The following is an 18,595-nucleotide window of genomic DNA, read 5'->3' as shown; positions in this document are numbered from 1 at the left end:
CACCATCCGGAGCATTCCCTCTGCAAAACAATGGACTCAGTATGAAAAACAAAGAGCTGCCGACGGGCAGGTACTCAGAAAGAAGTATGTCTATTGTTTCACCAATTTTATTAAAGTTATGATGAAAAAAACTTTACTTGTTGTGTCGATGGTACTATTTACCTTGGGCATAGCGCTTGCACAACGTTCCATAAGTGGCACGGTCACAGACCAAACCGGAGAGCCGCTAATCGGGGCAAGTATTCTCGTCAAGGGAACCACCTCCGGTACGGTAACAGATTTTGACGGTCGATACACGCTTAGCGTTGCCGAGGGCCGCGATGTCCTGATTTTCAGCTTTACCGGATTTGACCCAAAGGAAATTCCCATCGGAATATCCAATGTGATTGACGTCGTCCTGACTGAAGGGATCACCCTGCAGACTGCCGTGGTCACCGCACTCGGTATTGAAAAAGACGAGAAAACACTCGGTTATGGAGTAACCCAGGTCGATGGGGATGAGATCACCAAAACGCGGAACAACAGTTTTGTGGATGCGCTTTCCGGGAAGGTTGCCGGACTGACCGTAAACACCAACAGTCAACCCGGAGGAAGTTCGGAGATTGTCATCCGGGGGTATGGGTCGGTTACCGGAAATAACCAGGCACTGCTCGTCATTGACGGAGTGCCGGCTTCCAACGGTAACAATACATCCGTTACTACCTTATTAAACCCGCTGGATGATTTTAACCGATCCCAGGATTTTGGTAACCAGGTCAATGATATAAACCCTGATGATATCGAAAATATTTCAGTTTTGAAAGGAGCCGCGGCCACAGCGCTTTATGGTTCCCGTGCCGCCAACGGAGCCATTATTATTACCACCAAATCGGGAAAGCGTAATCAAAAACTTACTGTTGATTACTCCGGTTCTTACACGCGTTCCCAGGTGAACAGGTTGCCCCATATGCAAAATACTTTCGGTCAGGGCTGGAGTGGCCTGTTCGATAATATTGAAAATGGGAGCTGGGGACCTAAGACAGACAATGAACTCCGTTTATGGGGAAATACAGTGGATAATTCCCGTCAGCTGAAACCTTTCACTGCCTTGGAAAACAACCTCCGTGATTTTTATGATACCGGTTATGGAGTCAATAATTCCGTTTCTGTGGCCGGGGGGAATGAAAGTGCAAGTTTCAGACTTTCCTATTCCAATGCCCAGGAAGATGGTGTGGTGCCCACGGATGCCGATTCCTACAAAAGAAATACGGTCGGCCTGAAGGGAGAGATCGGCAATGAAAAGGTCACCATTGGGGCTTCTGTTGAATTTATGAACAAGGAACAAAAGGCCATCGCTACCGGTCAGGGAGATGATGCCGGCGCCGGTAAAGTATTGTTCCAGGAACTGATCCAGATTCCCCGCGATATTTCCATCGTGGACCATAAGGATTATGAAGGGAAATTCAATAACCTCGATAATTATTTTACGCCTTATGCCCAGAATCCTTATTACATTTTAAACAACCAGGGGAATGAGTATTCTGAAAATCGGGTCAGGGGAAATACCAATATCCAATATCGCTTTACGGACAAATTAAAAGCTTCTCTCCGCATCGGTGGGGACTTTTCCAACGCCGGCATTTTCGATTATGGAAATGTGGCGCGGATTACTCCGGGCTCTCCAAACTCTTCTTCGAATGATGTGGTCGGACGTGTTGCTGAGAATAACATTACCCGCCGGCAAATGAATGGAGATCTCTTGTTGAGTTACAACACCAACATTGGCAATGATCTCAGCCTTGATGTAACACTCGGATCCAACGTAAACGAACAATATACTAAATACGTAGCCACCTTTGTTACAGATCTTACCATTCCGGGGTTTTATCAATTGTCTAACTCCACTGTAAATCCTACCTCCGCCTCCGCGATTTCGCTGAGAAGGTTGGTTGGGGTGTACAGCATTGTGAATTTGGGTTACCGGGATTGGTTATACGCCACTTTACAGGCGAGAAATGACTGGTCTTCTACCTTACCTACTGATAACAATTCGTTTTTCTATCCGGCTTTTACCGTTTCTGCTATTTTGTCTGATGCCCTCAACTTACCTTCCGGAACATTATCCTTCCTGAAGTTGAGAGCTTCCGTTGCCCAGGTGGGTAATGATGCGCCGCCTTACAGAATTGTACCGATTTATACTGCTGCCCAGGCCGCAGCGGGTGGATTTGGTACCATCCAGTTTCCAATAGGGGGCACCAACGCCTTTGAATTGGGGGACCGTATCGGAAATGACCTGCTTCAGCCGGAGATCACTACTGAATATGAAGTGGGAGCGGATGTTCGTTTGTTCCAAAACAGAATTGGTTTGGACATTGCCTATTATGACCGGATCACTACGGATCAAATCATCAATGTGGAGAAAGATCCGACTTCCGGGTTTACCAGCCAGACGGTAAATATTGGTAAAATTCAAAATAAGGGCATTGAGTTTATGCTAAACCTGACGCCGGTAAAGAAGGGTAAATTCAGATGGGATCTTAACTACAATTTCAATAAGAATAAAAACGAAGTACTCGAGCTTAACCAGGATGCTGCTTCCGGTAATTCCATCGTCTTGAATACAGCTTACGCTATTGAATTACGCGCCGAGGTAGGCCAGCCCCTGGGAACCATTTATTCTCCAACGGCCCAGTTGGACCCGAACGGAAACGTAGTGGTGAACCCTTCAAATGGTTTGCCGCAACAGGCAAGTGACAAAAAGTTGATGGGCAGCATCAATCCGGATTACCAGATGGGATTGAGCAATACGCTGACTTATGGTGACTTTGCGTTGTCTTTTGACGTGGATTACCGTAAAGGAGGTGTTTTCTGGTCTTACACGGCCCGGTTGAATTATTTTGTGGGCAATGCATGGAATACGCAATACAATGACCGTGAACCTTACATTATCCCGAACTCAGTGGTTGAAAATTCAGACGGCACTTTCGCTGAAAATACCACTGAAATTGACCGAAGCAACATCTACACCTTCTGGGGGGGAAGTTCTGTTCCTGCCAGGGAAGAAAATCATGTGTTGGATAAAACGTTCTTCAAGCTGAGGAATCTTTCCTTGTCTTATAATTTACCGACAACACTGACCGATAAATTGCACGTTGGCAAAGCCAGCCTGACCGTTTTCGGCAGAAACCTGGTTTTGTGGACGCCTGAGGAAAACCACTTCGTCGATCCTGAAGGCTCAACTTTCGGTATTGGACTTGCCGGAAAGATCGGAGAATTCTCTTCCTCACCGACCAATGCAGTTTATGGGGTGACCTTAAAGTTGTCCCTTTAAAACAATATGATACATGACAATCGGGCCCGAACCGGCCATTTGCTCCGGGCCTGATTTCAAAATCTAAAAATTTAAAAAAAATGAAAAAAATAGTAATTTATAGTGCCTTTACTTTATTGGCCTTTCTTTCCAGCTGTTCAGATTTCCTGGATGTGAATTCAGATCCGAACAATCCAACGGAAGTGGATCCTTCCCTGGTACTGCCCTCTGCAGAAGCACAAATAGCAGGGGTGCTCAATGGCTATTACGGTGTATTGGGAGGAATATGGTCTCAGCACTGGACACAGAGCCACGTCGCTTCTCAATACAGGAGTGAAGATTCTTACGGGCTGACCAAATCCAGCTATAATGTGGCCTGGAGAGAATTGTATTCTGATGCATTGATCGATTTGTCGGTCATCCGTAAGAGTGCGGAAGAGGCAGGAAACTGGAATGCTTACCTTCAGGCTACGAGCCTCATGGCATATACCTACCAGATTCTGGCTGATTTTTATGATCAAGTTCCATTTTCCGAGGCATTAAAAGGGAACGAAGGCATCAATGAACCTGTATTTGATTCGGGGCAGGATGTTTACGATGGATTGATCGATATGTTGGATGAAGCTTTGGCCAAAGATTTTACAGCCGACGGCAATACCTGGATACAAACAGATTTTGTCTTTGGGGCGCTGGGCAAAGACGGACAGATCGATAGCTGGATACGTTTTGCCAATACGCTTAAACTGAAAATTTATCTTCGCCAGACGGAAGCCAGAAGTTCGGTGGCCCAGGATGGGATTTCCAAAATTTTAAACAGTGATAATCTCCTCACCGGGGATGCGGCTATGGATATTTTTGAAGATGTGGCCAACAGGAGTTACCCGCTTTACGAAACCAATGTTCGACAGCTAAATGTTGCCACCAATTTGAGAGGAAGTCATACTTTCATTTCATACCTGCTGGAAAACAATGATCCAAGGATCGATGCGTTTTTTAATCCCGGTAATAACGGGCACTTTGGATTGAGACAAGGTGACTTTGATGCTTTGTCAACAGATATTGATCCGGCAGCTCCTGATGTTGCTGTATTTAGCCCAACGACTGCCTTTTATTTTTTCACCACAGAAGAAGTTAATTTCATGCTTGCCGAGGCCAATCTCCGCTACGGGAATTCCGGTGATGTGATCGGATATTACAACAGCGGGGTGATGCAATCCTGTGCCAGACATGGGGTAAATGGAGACGGACTCGTCAGTGACGGGGGCGCTTATGCTTATCCGGACGGAACGTTAGATCAAAACCTGAAAGCCATCATGATGCAAAAATGGGTTTCCATGGTGGAACGCGGTTATGAATCTTTTATGGATCAAAACAGGACTGGCATTCCCAATATTTCCAGTGTCCCGGCTGATGATCCTAATTATGTACCCGGGGAGTACACCTATTCCATTGCCGGGGTGACCAATGGGGTATTTCCCCGCAGGCTTATTTTTCCTGACCTGACCAGGAGGAATAACAGCAATACCCCAGTGGAACAACCTATTACTGAGCGAGTTTGGTGGGCAAAGTAATTGGCTTTTTTAATTAATTAAATTCAACATAAATGAAAATAACTAAAATAATAGCGGCATTGGCCATATCGATGGTTATTGCTACGTCGTGTACTAAAGAGCTGGAGACGGAAAATCTCTCCAGAACCACTTTTTTTGCTGATTTGACCATGGCAGGAGCGCCTGTCGTCTTTCAACCGATAGGAGAGGCGTTTAATGATCCCGGTGTAACGGCAACCGAAAATGGGGATGAAATTCCAGTAGTGGTTTCGGGGAGCGTGGATGTAAATACACCTGGTTTTTACAATATTTCATACAGTGCTGTAAATTCTGATGGTTTTGCTTCTTCACTTTCCAGAACCGTGATCGTTTATGAAAACGGAGATGTTGTGGGGATTTACGACGGTACGCGTGTAGGCGTTAGCGGTGGACTTATCCTGCTTTCCACCAACCCTGGGGGCGGATATTTTATTTCTGACCTGCTTGGGGGGTATTATGAATTCGGAAGAAGTTACGGCAATGACTATGCCGCTCCGTCCACCATTCAAATTTCCGGGAATACCGTCACCGCCGGGGTAGGTAACTGCGCTTTTGGCCCCGTGGAATTGACCAATGGAGAGATCAGTGACGATCACCAGACCATGACATGGAGAGCTACCCTGGTGGATTATGCTTTTGGTTTCGATGTTGAACTTACAAAAATTACTAACTAATCAAAATTGATATAATGAAGAATTTTAAAATATTAATTTTCGCCGCTGCATTGATGCAGCTTACCGCCTGCGATCTCGGCAAAGAACCTGAAATAGGAGGCGTGCTGCTCCAGGAGATGTGCGGAGAATGGTGGATCAAGGTATATTATGAAGGTAATGCCCTTACCGGGTATAATTTGATGAGCACTTTTAATACTGCGGCCAATTCAGATAAGGATATTTTTATCGATGATCATGAATTGTGGCCCTTCAAAGTGCATGCCACGGCAGACCTTGGTAGCATGGTACTCAGTGGGTCCAATCTTGATAATTTGTATGATGAGAGCATTACCGTAAACATCCTGGAAGGTAAGATCATAAAAGCCGCAGCCACCACAAGCGGGGGCAACAAAACGGATTCCATTTATCTTAGAATGGAGTTTGCCGATGATCCGGGTACTGAGTATGTATATTCCGGATACAAGCGCACAGGATTTCTTGAAGACGAGCATTAATTGATGCAAATGCAGGCTTGAAAAGATCACCTGGGCCGGGAATAGATTCTCAGTTTCCTGGCCCGGGTGAATCCTCAAAATATTCAATTTTTATTAAAATTTTCCATTTAAAAAAGCAACTTCCCGGTTTTTATTATGTCTTTTGATGAAAGCATTTAATTGGAAAATTTAATATTTATTTAACGCAGACTACCCAAGTATGTAGTAGATGCGAAAGAATTGTTACTGTATTTTTATCCAGGAATTTGCCAACGCCCGTTTTATGAATTGCTGAGGGTTATTTAGACCAAAAACACAGCGAAAATGGGTACAGATTCGTTTTATAAAAGAACTCCGGAAAGCCAAAAGAAAACAAAAGCGTTTGGAATGAAAATTTCAGACGTTTAGAATCACCTGACAAAAAAAAAATATGATTTCTGTAGCGATCGTTGATGAACAACGTGACGTTAGAGAAGGGCTACAGAATCTGCTCAATTCGGCAGAGGGATTTTCCTGTATTGCTACTTATAGCGACGGAGAATCTGCCCTTAAAAATATACGTCGTGTTCGTCCTGATGTAATTTTAATGGATATAGATCTCCCTATAATGTCTGGCGTGGAGTGTATCAAATCAATCAAAAATCACTTGCCGGATATTGAGATCGTCATTCTTACCCATCTGACTGATGATGACCACATTTTTCAGGCGCTGAGTGCAGGGGCAAGTGGTTATCTTTCCAAGAGTATTTTTCCATCCAAATTGCTAAGTGCCATTACTGAAGTGGTCAATGGCGGGGCACCCCTGAATATGGATGTGGCCCGGCGTGTTGTGATGTCCTTTAACAAAAACAAGGTTGAATTTTCCCAGATATCCAAGCGTGAGTCGGAGGTATTGGAACTGTTGTGCGAGGGACACAATTATAAAAACATCGCAAGAACGCTATTCATTAGTCCCAATACGGTAAGATTTCATCTGAAAAACATTTACAGGAAACTGCATGTCAATAGCCGGCATGAAGCAGTATTAAAAGTAACCAGCGGGGAAGGGGTTCGGAATTTTTGAACCTGATCTCCATAGAGAAATAAATGGCAAAAGATCATTTGTTTCTCTTAGTGATAAGAGTTTTTCATACTAGTCCAAATTTGTTGTCGTGCACTCCGGTGCACGACTTTTTTTTGCCTCGGCTCCTCCTATCTTCTCCGCCTCTTTTTTTTCTTATCGCCTATGTTATTGAGTTCGTAAAAGAAGCGCAGACTGATAAAATAGGATCGCATAGAATCATTTTTTATGAAATGGTCCACTTCATTTTTATCAAAAAGCAGGTTGGCTGAAAAGGTTTGGCGAAGATCAATTCCAAATTTATTATTGACCGGCAGGAGATGCACGCCTGCAAAAATACCGAAATCATTCCGATTGAAATAAGAGGAAATTTCCCTGAGCGATAAAATTTCTCCTTCCATAGAAGATCCCGGATTGTTGAAGATTTCCGTCGTTTCGTAAGAAATGAGCCGCCCGAAGGAAGCCCCTGCATAAACCCTGAAAATGCCGGTGGATTCATAATCGGAAATGAGAAAAGAGAGGTAAACCGGTGTTTCTACGTAATTGAGGTTAAGAGAGATGTTCCTTCGGTCAGAAGGGGAGGCTCCGCGCTGGCTGAAAAGGATCTCCGTATGCAGTTGCCACCTGTCTTCCAGGTTGATGATGCTTCGCAGGCCAGCGGTCATTCCAATTTTTTTGTATCCCCGCTGGTTATCGCCATTGATCTGACAGAGGTTTATTCCGGCCAGTGCTGCGATGCCAAATTTTTGGCCATGGGAAACATTTAGGACGAAAGAGAAAAATAGGGCTGCAAGGAATAATTTTTTTTTCATTACGGGTGTTTTTATTAGAAAATTAGCATGAATTGATTTAATACAGAAAAGACAATCACCCGATAAGATGATACCTCCTGTTTTAAAATGATGATGTGGCTTTATTATAATTCTATTTGGATTGAAGAGGCAAAACGGATAGGGGATTAACATAAAGAAGATTAACCTTTTATTAAACGATCTCCATGATGTCTTCGCTGCTATAAAGATAACATTTTGGAAAGTAAAGCGTTAAAAACAGGCGGCAATATTAAATTGTTCGCTGAATTATTTTTACCTTCAACCTCTATTTTATAAAATATAAATCTAATTTTTAAAAATAAGAAAAATGGAAAAAAACAGCGTAAAGGTTACCTGGAAAGGTGGACCGGTAACCTTGTTAGGAAACGAAATTAAAGTAGGTCAGAAAGCGCCGGATTTTACAGCCTTAGGAGCTACTTTGAATAAGGTTAAATTGTCTGATTACGCAGGTAAAGTGGTGGTCATTTCGGTATTCCCTTCATTGGATACCGGACTTTGTGCCATTCAAAACCGAACTTTCAACCAGCTGGCTGCCAAATTGGGCGAAGACATTGTTATTTTAGGAATCTCCAAAGATTTACCTTTTGCGCAAAGTAGATTTTGTGCAGCGGAAGGTATTGACAAAGTACTTATCCTATCTGACTATCGCGACCTGGGATTTGCGGCTAACTACGGATTTTTTATGGATGAATTGGGCTTGCTTGCCCGGGGGATTGTAGTAGTGGATAAAGGTGGTGTGGTGCGCCATGTGGAATATGTTCCGGAAGGCACTACCGAGCCGAACTACAATGCCGCGCTAGAGGTTGCCAAAAGCCTGGTTTAAATTGAATATTACAAAGGATAAATAATAAAAAGTGCCCGCTCAGAATACTTACTGGCGGGCACTTTTCAATCTAAAAAAACCGTTAACCAATAATAGATTGGACGAGATGAATAGATTCATCCGCAGAGGATTTAAAAAATAATATATGTCAGTTTCTGTTAAAGGACTTACAAAAGTTTATGGCGATCAAAAAGCCATTGATAATATAAACTTTGAAGCTAAAAAAGGAGAAATTCTTGGCTTCCTGGGGCCTAATGGCGCGGGAAAAACCACGACCATGAAAATTCTAACCAGCTTTATCCCCCCAACGGCAGGAGAGGCCTCTGTTTGTGGATTCAATGTGCAGGAGGAAGAAATGGAAGTCAGGAAACGCATCGGGTACCTGCCAGAGCATAATCCTTTGTACAAAGACATGTATGTAAAAGAATACCTCAGGTTTATCGGCGGGTTACATAAAATAAAAAATATGACATCTCGTGTCGATGAAATGATTGAGCTGACGGGATTGGAACGGGAACAGAAAAAACTTATCGGCGATTTGTCAAAGGGTTACCGCCAGCGGGTCGGCTTGGCACAGGCCATGATCCACGATCCCGAAGTACTTATTCTGGACGAGCCTACTACCGGTCTTGACCCCAACCAGTTGGCTGAAATTCGGGCTCTGATCAAAAAAACAGGACAGGACAAAACGGTTATTTTTTCGACACACATCATGCAGGAGGTGCAGGCTCTTTGTGATCGGGTGCTTATCATTAATAAAGGAAAACTCGTCGCAAATAACACCATTGATGAGCTGCAAAGCCGGATCACAGGTGAAACCATCATCACAGTAGAATTTGACCAACAAACCTCCGAGCAAAAACTTAAGTCAATTATAGGAGTAAAAAAAGTAAAAGCCGACGGCAAAAACCGCTGGAAACTTTCGACAGATCTCGATGCAGATCACCGAACTGATGTTTTCCATTTTGCTGTCAAGGAAAAGTTGACCTTACTCGAAATGCATAAAGAAGATATGAGTGTAGAAGATATTTTCCGTTCCCTAACAAAATAAGGTACGACGCAAAGTTGAACGATAAAGGGTTCACCACAAAGTCAAGGAAAATAGTGCTATGTGTCTATGTGTTAAATGGTTCACCACAAAGTCACAAAGGCCACGAAGTCAGTAAAAAGGAAACTATGTGTCTATGTGTTAAAATATTCACCACAAAGTCACAAAGGCCACGAAGTCAGTAAAAAGGAAACTATGTGTTAAAATATTCACCACAAAGTCACAAAGCGCACGAAGTCAGTAAAAAGGAAACTATGTGACTATGTGTTAAAATATTCACCACAAAGTCACAAAGGCCACGAAGTCAGTAAAAAGGAAACTATGTGACTATGTGTTAAAATATTCACCACAAAGTCACAAAGGACACGAAGTCAGTAAAAAGGAAACTATGTGTCTATGTGTTAAAATATTCACCACAAAGTCACAAAGGACACGAAGTCAGAGGAAAAAGTACTATGTAACTATGTGTTAAATACGCACCACAAAGTCAGTTAAAAAGGGCTCTATGGGACTTGGTTAAAAAAAAGTACACCAAAAAATGTCACGTTTGCCAGTTTCGTGGATTTTATATAGGTAAACCATTTTGTATAATTCATAAACAAAAACCTAATGAAAATCACAAAAAAGTATTTGGATGATCTGACATTCAAAATTATCGGTGCAGCCATTGAAGTTCATAAAAACCTTGGCCCGGGATTGTTGGAGCAAGCTTATGAGCGGTGTTTGAAATTTGAATTGGAACGACTAGGGTTAAACTTTAAATCCCAGCAATATGTACCTTTGTTCTACAAAGGGATCAACCTGGATACAGGGATCAGATACGATCTGCTTGTTGAGGATTCAATAATTGTTGAATTGAAAGCTGTTTCCTCTGTGGTGCCGATTTTTGATGCCCAGTTGCTGACCCAAATGAAATTGATGGAAAAACCAAAAGGAATTTTGATCAATTTCAATTGTACCAACATTTACTACGAAGGTCAGAAAACGATGGTAAACGATATTTTTGAAAGATTGCCGGAAACCTAAACTTTAAAATGGAATAAAATTTAATATGCGGTACCTTTTTTTTATATGTACCTTTTTAAGTTTTTCGATACTGAGGGCGCAGGATAGCGTGCTGGTATCGAAAAACTTCAAATTTGAGGATGGCATTTACCTCAATTTCAAAGCTTTTCAAGACAATAGCCCCAATTACAAATGGGATGATGTGGTTAGCCAGGTTTTTATCAACGGGGAATCCTTCATTTCGAAAACCGAGGAATTTGTTCTTAAAGCGGTCGGTAAAATTCCTTTTTCGGAAATATGGGGATTTTCCTATAATGGAATTCCTTATATTCGCCTTCGCAATGAGGAAGCGTTTGCCACTTTTACAGCCCTTAGGGTTCGCGGAAAACTGTGTTATTTTACATATGAGGAGGATGTCTCGGAATGGGTTGAAATTTCCGCATACAATCCCGTAAATGGCCGGCCTTTCCGGACCGGGAAAGTCAAAAATATCCGTGAGGTAAAAAGAGAAAAGATGCTTTTTTTTGAAACGGGGGAAATTCAGGATTTTAACCCTGTGAACTTTTTGCTGGCCATTAAAAATATTGATCCTCCGCTTTGGGAAGCCTTATCGGCACTCAGGGAAGAAGAAGCTCAGGCAAAACTGTTTAAAAGCCTGCTTATTTTTGATGACCGCCACGAAGTCTATACCATAAAACCAACAACCAGCAACGAGTAAACAGCAACCAGCAACATGTTAAGCATATTCAAAAAAGAGATCAACGCATTTTTTAGTTCCCTGGTCGGATATATTGTGATCGGAGTCTTTCTGGTCATTTTGGGGTTAGTGATGTTTGTTTTCCCCGATACCAGCTTGCTGAATTATAATTATGCAACACTTGATCAGCTGTTCAGCATTGCTCCGCAGATCTTCATGTTCCTCATTCCTGCGGTAACCATGCGCTCTTTTTCAGAAGAACAGCAAACAGGAACCATAGAATTGCTCGTCACCAGGCCACTAAAGGATCTCGAAATTGTTATGGGAAAATTCCTGGCAAGCCTCGTACTGATCTTATTTGCCTTAATTCCAACCTTGTTGTATTATTATACGGTTTACCAGTTGGGTTCACCTAAAGGAAACCTGGATAGCGGTGCAATTATGGGATCCTATATTGGATTGTTGTTCCTGGCCATGGCCTTTATTGCCATTGGAATTTTCGCCTCTTCATTGTCTAAAAACCAGATCATTGCTTTTATCCTGTCCACTTTCCTGTGTTTTTTCTTTTATTCCGGATTCAACTATATCAGCAATCTTCCCGTTTTTGTCGGCAAGCTCGATGATGTCATTCAAATGATTGGCATTGATTATCACTACGATTCCATTAGTCGTGGGATTTTAGATTCCAGGGATTTGATATACTTCATTTCCCTCATCGTTTTATTCATTTTTCTCACCAAAATTTCTCTCGAAAGAAGAAAGTGGTAATTATCCGATTTTTGTTTATATTGGCTTTCTCAAATGATACTTTAAGAAATGCCTCCGATGAATTTAATTTTAGAGAAACAGCGCGATTTTTTTGCCACAGGCAAAACTAAAGACCTTTCATTCAGGCTTACCCAGCTTAAAAATTTAAAAACAGCTATAGAAAGCAATGAAACACTCATTTCTGAAGCTCTTTTTGCAGATCTAAAAAAGTCTGAAGCAGAAGGGTTTATTACAGAATTGGGGGTGTTTTACAAAGACCTGGACATTTCAATAAAAAAGCTGCACAAATGGGTAAAACCAAGGCGGGTAGGCACTCCTTTGTTTTATGCGATAGGAAGCAGTAAAATAATTCCTGAACCTTATGGCAATTGTTTGATCATCGGCCCTTGGAATTATCCCTTTTTGTTGGTTATGGCTCCTCTGGTGGGCGCGTTGGCTGCTGGAAATACGGCAATAATTAAACCTTCAGAACTTGCCCCTCATGTTTCGGCGGTGCTGAAAAAGATAGTGGATGAAACTTTTGAGGAACATCTTGTCGCCGTAATAGAAGGCGCTGTGAAAGAGACCACAGAGCTACTCGCCCAAAAATTTGATTATATTTTTTTTACGGGGAGTTCAAAAGTGGGGCGCATTGTGTACGAGGCTGCCGCTAAAAACTTAACGCCTGTTACCCTGGAGCTTGGAGGGAAAAGTCCCTGCATTGTCGATACAGCGCTGGATATTGAACTTACGGCACGGAGAATTGTATTCGGCAAATTTTTGAATTGTGGCCAGACGTGTATTGCACCGGATTATTTGTTGGTCCAGGAAGGCGTTAAAGCGGAGTTGGTTGTGAAATTAATTGAGAAGATAAAGCAGTTTTATGGACCCCAGGTGAAAGAAAGCGAAGATTTTGGACGCATCATCAGTTCTGCTCATTTTGATCGGTTGACCAGCTTGTTGAAAGAGGGTAATATGCTCTTTGGGGGGGACACGGATCCTGTGCAAAAATATATTTCTCCGACGATTATCGATGGAGTTACAGGCGACAACCAGATTATGAAAGAAGAAATTTTCGGCCCGATTTTACCGATCATGACCTATTCCAAAGTCGAGGAGGCCATTGATTTTGTGAATGCCGGCCCAAAACCTCTTGCACTTTATATTTTCTCAAAGGAGAAAGCTAAAGTCAATAAGGTATTGGGAGCAACTTCTTCAGGCGTGGTTTGTGTAAATGATACCGTTCTGCAGTACGGCAATCATTATCTTCCATTTGGCGGGGTAGGGGATAGTGGATTTGGAACTTACCATGGACGCCATAGTTTTGAAATGTTTTCTCACCATAAAAGTGTTCTACATAAATCTTTTTTTCCGGATATTACCATCCGGTATGCCCCCTGGAAAAAGAACCTGTCTTTATTTAAAAAGTTGTTTAAATATCTGGGGTAACGAATTTCCATTTGGCTATTTGGAAAATTCAATAATTGTTCGTTTTTTAGCCAAAGATAATTTATGATGACAGTGCTCCCCCTCCCAAAAGATCAGAAGGCTCATTCAAGCCGGCCCGACTAAATTATTACCTAAATTTCAAAACGATGGAACCAACCCGCATTTTCGACTTTCTTGAGTATCAAAAACTAAACTATCCTTCCGATAAAGCACTCGGAAAAAAGGTAGATGGCCAATGGAAATATTACAGTACCCAGGACATCATTGACCAGTCCATGAAGATGGCTTCCGGGTTGTTGGATCTGGGGGTTAAACCCGGGGATAAAATAGCGATTTCCAGTTATAAAAATCGCCCGGAATGGACCATTGCTGATATAGCCACCCAAATTGTGGGAGCCATCAATGTGCCGCTTTATCCCACCATTAGTCCTGGTGAATTTCAATATATCCTGAATGACGCGGAAGTTTCTTATGCCTTCGTGGGTGCCCTGGATCTTTATGATAAAATGCACTCTGCCCAGGCCAATGTGCCTTCGCTAAAAAAAATATTCACTTTTGACCGCCAGGAGGGGCGTCCCTATTGGGAAGATATGTGGAGTGATGGACGGATGGATGAGGTGGAGGAAATAAAAAATGCCATAAAGCCTGAAGATGTAGCCACCATTATTTACACTTCCGGAACCACAGGAAACCCCAAGGGGGTGGTATTGACGCATCATTCCATTGTTTTTGTTGTCATTGAATCATGCATTATTTTGCCCAAAAAATCGACGGGCATGCAAACGTTAAGTTTCCTCCCGTTGTGCCATATTTTTGAAAGAGCCGTTTCTTTTGCCTATTTGTACAAGGGCATGAACTGTCATTACACGGGAACAGATAACCTTGGAGGGGAAACGGGCGACCTGCGCTCAGTGGCGCCGTATTTTTTTACCACTGTACCGCGTCTTTTGGAAAAAGTTTACGAAACCATTTACAATAAGGGGTTATCGCTTAAAGGCATAAGCAAATTCCTGTTTTTCTGGGCTTTAAGGATGACAGAAGATTTTGAATACGATAAAACCTACAGCGGCTGGGCCGCAATTAAACGCAAAATCGCAGACAAGCTTATCTTTAGTAAATGGCGAGAAGCCCTTGGTGGAAATATCCAGGGCATTGTAACGGGAGCAGCTCCCTGCCCGCCCAATATCCTGAAAGTATTCTCCGCCGCCGGAATCCCCGTAAGGGAAGGATATGGCTTAACAGAAACTGCACCGACCATCAGCATCAATTACTTCGAACCGGGGGCGGCAATGGTCGGAACGGTTGGCCCGGTCGTCAATGGAGTCGAGGTGTTCATTGATGATAGTGACGGCAATTATCGCGAAGGGGAAGGGGAGATTTTGGCGAAAGGGCCCAATGTCATGATTGGTTATTACAATAAACCGGAAGAAAACAAAGCGGTTTTCAAAGAAATCAACGGAGAAATCTGGTTTTGTACCGGGGATGTTGGCAAATTAGTCAAAAATAAAAGCGGCAGGGAATTCCTGAAAATAACCGACAGGAAAAAGGAATTGCTGAAAACTTCCGGAGGAAAATACGTTGCTCCAGCGCCTATTGAAGGGCGATTCCGGGAATCTTTCCTCGTTGAACAGATCATGGTGGTAGGAAACAACATGAAATTTGTTTCCGCCCTGATCGTGCCTGCTGTAGAGGCCTTAAAAAGCTGGTGTGAAGAACACGAGGTGGAATGGACCTCCCTGGAGGAAGTCATCAAACATCCCAAAGTCATACAACGTTACCAGTGGATTTGTGATAAATACAATCCCGAATTCAACTATATTGAGCAGATCAAAAAATTTACCCTGGTTCCCGCTCAGTGGGAGGCGGTAAAAACAGATGGATCCGAGTCTGAATTGACTCCAACCATGAAGTTGAAAAGGAGAGTTATTTTAGAAAAATTTGCCCAGGAAATAGAGGCATTATATACAGAATAAATGAATCTAATTAGCGATACGGTAACCAGGCCCACCGCGGGCATGTTACAGGCGATGATGAGTGCCGAGGTAGGGGATGATGTTTTTGGACAGGACCCCACCGTCAATGCCCTTGAAAAAAAACTGGCCGGCCTGTTCGGCAAAGAAGCAGCCCTCTTCTGTCCCTCGGGCACCATGACCAATCAAATAGCCATCAAGGTGCATACTCAGCCGCTGGATGAGGTCATTTGTGAGGAGTCTTCTCATATTTACCAGTACGAAGTGGGTGGTTATGCCTACAACTCCGGCATTGGGATAAACCTTGTCATGGGGGAATACGGTAAAATGACGGCGGAACAGGTTGAGGTCGCCATCAAACCTGTTCAGGACTGGTTGTCTTTGAGTAAATTAGTGGTGCTGGAAAATACCTGTAATAAAGGAGGCGGAAGTTATTATACCTGCGATGAGATAGATCCCATCCGTGAGCTTTGCCTCCGGAAAGGCATGAAATTGCATCTCGATGGTGCCCGCATTTTTAATGCGCTGGTAGAGACAGGGGAAACCCCTTTGCAGATGGGGGCATTGTTCGATAGCATTTCAGTCTGTTTATCCAAAGGACTGGGGGCCCCGGTAGGTTCAGTCTTGATTGGCGATGCTGATTTTATCCGAAAGGCGAGGCGGGTTCGAAAGGTGATGGGGGGAGGAATGCGCCAGGCAGGATATCTTGCCGCGGCTTGTATTTATGCGCTGGATCATCATGTGGATAGGCTGAAAGATGATCATCAGCGTGCCAAAAAAATTGGAAATTTACTGGAAACAATGCCTTATGTAAAACGGGTAAAACCTGTTCATACCAACATCGTTATCTTTGATCTAGAGGGAGATTTGACGGCGGTCCGTTTTTTGGAAAAGTTGACAGAAAAAGGCATTGGGGCATCCCCCTTTGGGCCACAAACCATTCGTTTTGTAACGCATCTTGACTATACAGAAGCCATGCTGGAAAACACTTTGGAGATCTTGTCGGGGTTGACCTTTTAAATTACTGGGATTTTCTTCTGTTCATTTCATCCCGAATCTGGGCAGCCTTTTCGTAGTCTTCATTGGCCAGGACTTCTTCCAACAGTTTGTCCAGGGCATCTTCCGAATAAGCAGCCAAAGAATCGACCTCCTGGCGGGCAGGGCGGGGTTGTTTCCGAACTGGCTCCTGCTCAGAGGGTTCACCTTCCATATCGTCGAGTAAAATACCGGCGGATTCGAGGATGAATTCATAGGTGTAAATAGGGCATTCGAAGCGAACGGCCAGGGCAAGAGCATCCGAAGTCCGGGAATCGATCTCCAAAACTTCTCCATCTTTAATACAAATGAGTTTGGCATAAAAAATGCCATCCAAAAGATTGTTAATCAGGACTTCTTTGAGATCGATATTGAAAGTTTCCAGTGTATTTTTGAAAAGATCGTGGGTTAAGGGACGGCTCGGAACCATTTGTTCCAATGCCACAGCAATAGCCTGTGCCTCAAAACTGCCAATAACAATAGGAAGTCTGCGGTCGCCATTTTGTTCGCCAAGGATAACCGCGTAGTTATTTGATTGGGTCACGCTGTGGGAAAGCGTTACTATATCTAAACCTATTTTTCTCATTTCAATTTTTGTGTTAGTAACCAAAGAACACTTTCTCTTTTATCCGGGTTTAATTTTTTCCCCAAAAAATTCGATCATCTTCTAATTAGCTGACAAATATACAAATCATTTTTTAAACTGCTAATCCAATTGCCTTCTTAGAGTCTCGTTTTGGCCTCGTTCCAAAGCGCATCCATTTCCTCAAGGCTCATTTCCTGAAGGTCTCTGTCCGCATTTTTTTCAATATATTCAAACCTTTTCCGGAACTTATGATTGATTCTGTCGAGCGCCGTTTCGGGGTCGATATTCTGGAACCTGGCGTAATTGATCAGGGAAAAAAGGATGTCGCCGAACTCCTCTTCCCGTTTTTCATGGGGCATATCTTTGTCCATAGTTTCCTTGAATTCAGCCATCTCTTCCTCCACTTTTTCCCAAACCTGCCCGCTGTTTTCCCATTCGAAACCTACCTGGGCCGTTTTGTCCTGCATCCGGTAAGCCTTGATCATGGCCGGCATGCTGTTGGGCACCCCTGAAAGTACGGATTTTTTGCCTTCTTTTAATTTGAGCTGCTCCCAGTTGCGTTTCACCTCTTCATCATCCGCGACGGTCACGTCACCATAAATGTGGGGGTGGCGTTTGATGAGTTTTTCACAAACAGCATTCAAGGCGTCTGCAATGTCAAAGGAACCTTTTTCATCGGCTATTTTAGCGTAAAAAACCATATGCAGCATAAGATCGCCGATCTCCTCTTTGATGCCCTCCATGTTTTCATGGAGCAGTTCGTCCGTAAGTTCATAAGCCTCTTCAATAGTCAGGTTTCGCAAACTCTGAAAGGTTTGTTTCCTGTCCCACGGGCATTGTTCCCGAAGCTCGTCCATAATGTTCAAAAGACGCTCAAATGCTTTTAATTTTTGTTCCATTATTATCACGCAGGTTTAAATGATTCGAAAATGGGTGGGGATGGAATTCATTGAAATATTGGTAACGATTAACTGGGTAAAAATTTGGCTTAAACAGCTGTTTTTAACCAGTTAATCCCTAATTTTGACCGCAAAAGTAAATCTATTTTATCAATTAATTGTTTTTACCCATAGGAAGCTTTCAATATTAAAAACTTTTTTAAACCATCATATTATGCAATTTTTATATGTCTTACTGGTAGTCTTTGTCGTTTTCGGTATTTCTTTTGCACTGATCAATATCAGACATTTGGTAATCGGGCAGGAATTCCGGGGTACCTGTGCTTCTGACAATCCAATGCTCAAAAATGAGATAGGGGAATGCACCGTTTGTGGAACCAAACCGGGGGATGCGTGCAAAAACGAAGGAAAAAAATAA

The 18,595-nt window shown here is 42.9% G+C and carries 17 protein-coding genes; 14 read left to right on the top strand and 3 right to left on the bottom strand.

Annotated elements, in window-relative coordinates; genetic code table 11:
* Positions 1 to 121 precede the first annotated feature (121 nt).
* From H6571_07530 to H6571_07510, 5 genes are all read left to right on the top strand, one after another.
* Positions 122 to 3,310 (top strand): SusC/RagA family TonB-linked outer membrane protein, encoded by a 3,189-nt coding sequence (locus tag H6571_07530; GenBank protein ID MCB9323578.1) that lies wholly within the window; start codon positions 122 to 124, stop codon positions 3,308 to 3,310.
* A gap of 80 nt (positions 3,311 to 3,390) precedes the next feature.
* Entirely contained in the window at positions 3,391 to 4,860 is a 1,470-nt protein-coding gene (locus H6571_07525; GenBank protein MCB9323577.1) for a SusD/RagB family nutrient-binding outer membrane lipoprotein, read from the top strand.
* 32 nt (positions 4,861 to 4,892) lie between these two features.
* On the top strand, positions 4,893 to 5,552 hold the full coding sequence (locus H6571_07520; protein ID MCB9323576.1) for a DUF5012 domain-containing protein: 660 nt from the start codon (positions 4,893 to 4,895) through the stop codon (positions 5,550 to 5,552).
* Positions 5,553 to 5,566: 14 nt separating this feature from the next.
* Entirely contained in the window at positions 5,567 to 6,046 is a 480-nt protein-coding gene (locus H6571_07515; protein MCB9323575.1) for a hypothetical protein, read from the top strand.
* A 409-nt stretch (positions 6,047 to 6,455) separates the two neighbouring features.
* On the top strand, positions 6,456 to 7,088 hold the full coding sequence (locus H6571_07510; protein ID MCB9323574.1) for a response regulator transcription factor: 633 nt from the start codon (positions 6,456 to 6,458) through the stop codon (positions 7,086 to 7,088).
* Between the two features lie 128 nt (positions 7,089 to 7,216).
* Here the strand turns inward: H6571_07510 and H6571_07505 are convergent, their stop codons facing one another.
* Positions 7,217 to 7,897 (bottom strand): outer membrane beta-barrel protein, encoded by a 681-nt coding sequence (locus H6571_07505; GenBank protein ID MCB9323573.1) that lies wholly within the window; start codon positions 7,895 to 7,897, stop codon positions 7,217 to 7,219.
* Between the two features lie 328 nt (positions 7,898 to 8,225).
* Between H6571_07505 and tpx the strand changes: the two genes are divergently transcribed.
* The 8 genes from tpx to H6571_07465 all read left to right on the top strand — a co-directional run bounded on the left by tpx (position 8,226) and on the right by H6571_07465 (position 16,677).
* Positions 8,226 to 8,741 (top strand): thiol peroxidase, encoded by a 516-nt coding sequence (gene tpx / locus H6571_07500; GenBank protein MCB9323572.1) that lies wholly within the window; start codon positions 8,226 to 8,228, stop codon positions 8,739 to 8,741.
* Positions 8,742 to 8,886: 145 nt separating this feature from the next.
* Positions 8,887 to 9,792 carry a gliding motility-associated ABC transporter ATP-binding subunit GldA gene (gldA, locus tag H6571_07495; protein ID MCB9323571.1) on the top strand — a complete coding sequence of 302 codons (906 nt, stop codon included), beginning with the start codon at positions 8,887 to 8,889 and terminating at the stop codon, positions 9,790 to 9,792.
* A 606-nt stretch (positions 9,793 to 10,398) separates the two neighbouring features.
* A complete protein-coding gene (locus H6571_07490) occupies positions 10,399 to 10,815 on the top strand; it encodes a GxxExxY protein (protein ID MCB9323570.1) in 417 nt (138 codons plus the stop codon).
* Between the two features lie 25 nt (positions 10,816 to 10,840).
* Complete coding sequence (locus tag H6571_07485) at positions 10,841 to 11,512, top strand: hypothetical protein (GenBank protein ID MCB9323569.1); 672 nt, start codon at positions 10,841 to 10,843, stop codon at positions 11,510 to 11,512.
* A gap of 15 nt (positions 11,513 to 11,527) precedes the next feature.
* On the top strand, positions 11,528 to 12,259 hold the full coding sequence (gene gldF / locus H6571_07480; GenBank protein MCB9323568.1) for a gliding motility-associated ABC transporter permease subunit GldF: 732 nt from the start codon (positions 11,528 to 11,530) through the stop codon (positions 12,257 to 12,259).
* Positions 12,260 to 12,307: 48 nt separating this feature from the next.
* Positions 12,308 to 13,687 carry an aldehyde dehydrogenase gene (locus tag H6571_07475; protein ID MCB9323567.1) on the top strand — a complete coding sequence of 460 codons (1,380 nt, stop codon included), beginning with the start codon at positions 12,308 to 12,310 and terminating at the stop codon, positions 13,685 to 13,687.
* A 146-nt stretch (positions 13,688 to 13,833) separates the two neighbouring features.
* Complete coding sequence (locus H6571_07470; protein ID MCB9323566.1) at positions 13,834 to 15,660, top strand: long-chain fatty acid--CoA ligase; 1,827 nt, start codon at positions 13,834 to 13,836, stop codon at positions 15,658 to 15,660.
* Positions 15,661 to 16,677 (top strand): aminotransferase class I/II-fold pyridoxal phosphate-dependent enzyme, encoded by a 1,017-nt coding sequence (locus H6571_07465; GenBank protein ID MCB9323565.1) that lies wholly within the window; start codon positions 15,661 to 15,663, stop codon positions 16,675 to 16,677.
* 1 nt (position 16,678) lies between these two features.
* Here H6571_07465 and H6571_07460 read toward each other — a convergent pair whose 3' ends face one another.
* Together H6571_07460 and mazG are read right to left on the bottom strand one after the other, a co-directional pair.
* Positions 16,679 to 17,278, bottom strand: a complete 600-nt coding sequence (locus H6571_07460; protein MCB9323564.1) for a bifunctional nuclease family protein — start codon at positions 17,276 to 17,278, stop codon at positions 16,679 to 16,681.
* 137 nt (positions 17,279 to 17,415) lie between these two features.
* Positions 17,416 to 18,177, bottom strand: coding sequence for a nucleoside triphosphate pyrophosphohydrolase (mazG, locus tag H6571_07455; protein ID MCB9323563.1), 762 nt, complete (start codon positions 18,175 to 18,177; stop codon positions 17,416 to 17,418).
* 214 nt (positions 18,178 to 18,391) lie between these two features.
* Between mazG and H6571_07450 the strand changes: the two genes are divergently transcribed.
* The gene (locus tag H6571_07450) at positions 18,392 to 18,595 is read left to right on the top strand and encodes a hypothetical protein (GenBank protein MCB9323562.1); all 204 of its coding nucleotides are present in this window, start codon (positions 18,392 to 18,394) and stop codon (positions 18,593 to 18,595) included.

This window comes from Lewinellaceae bacterium, from assembly GCA_020636105.1.
In the GTDB taxonomy this organism is placed as follows: domain Bacteria; phylum Bacteroidota; class Bacteroidia; order Chitinophagales; family Saprospiraceae; genus BCD1.
The sequence above is the reverse complement of the archived record's forward strand: the minus strand, read 5'-3'. Positions and strand labels throughout refer to the sequence as shown.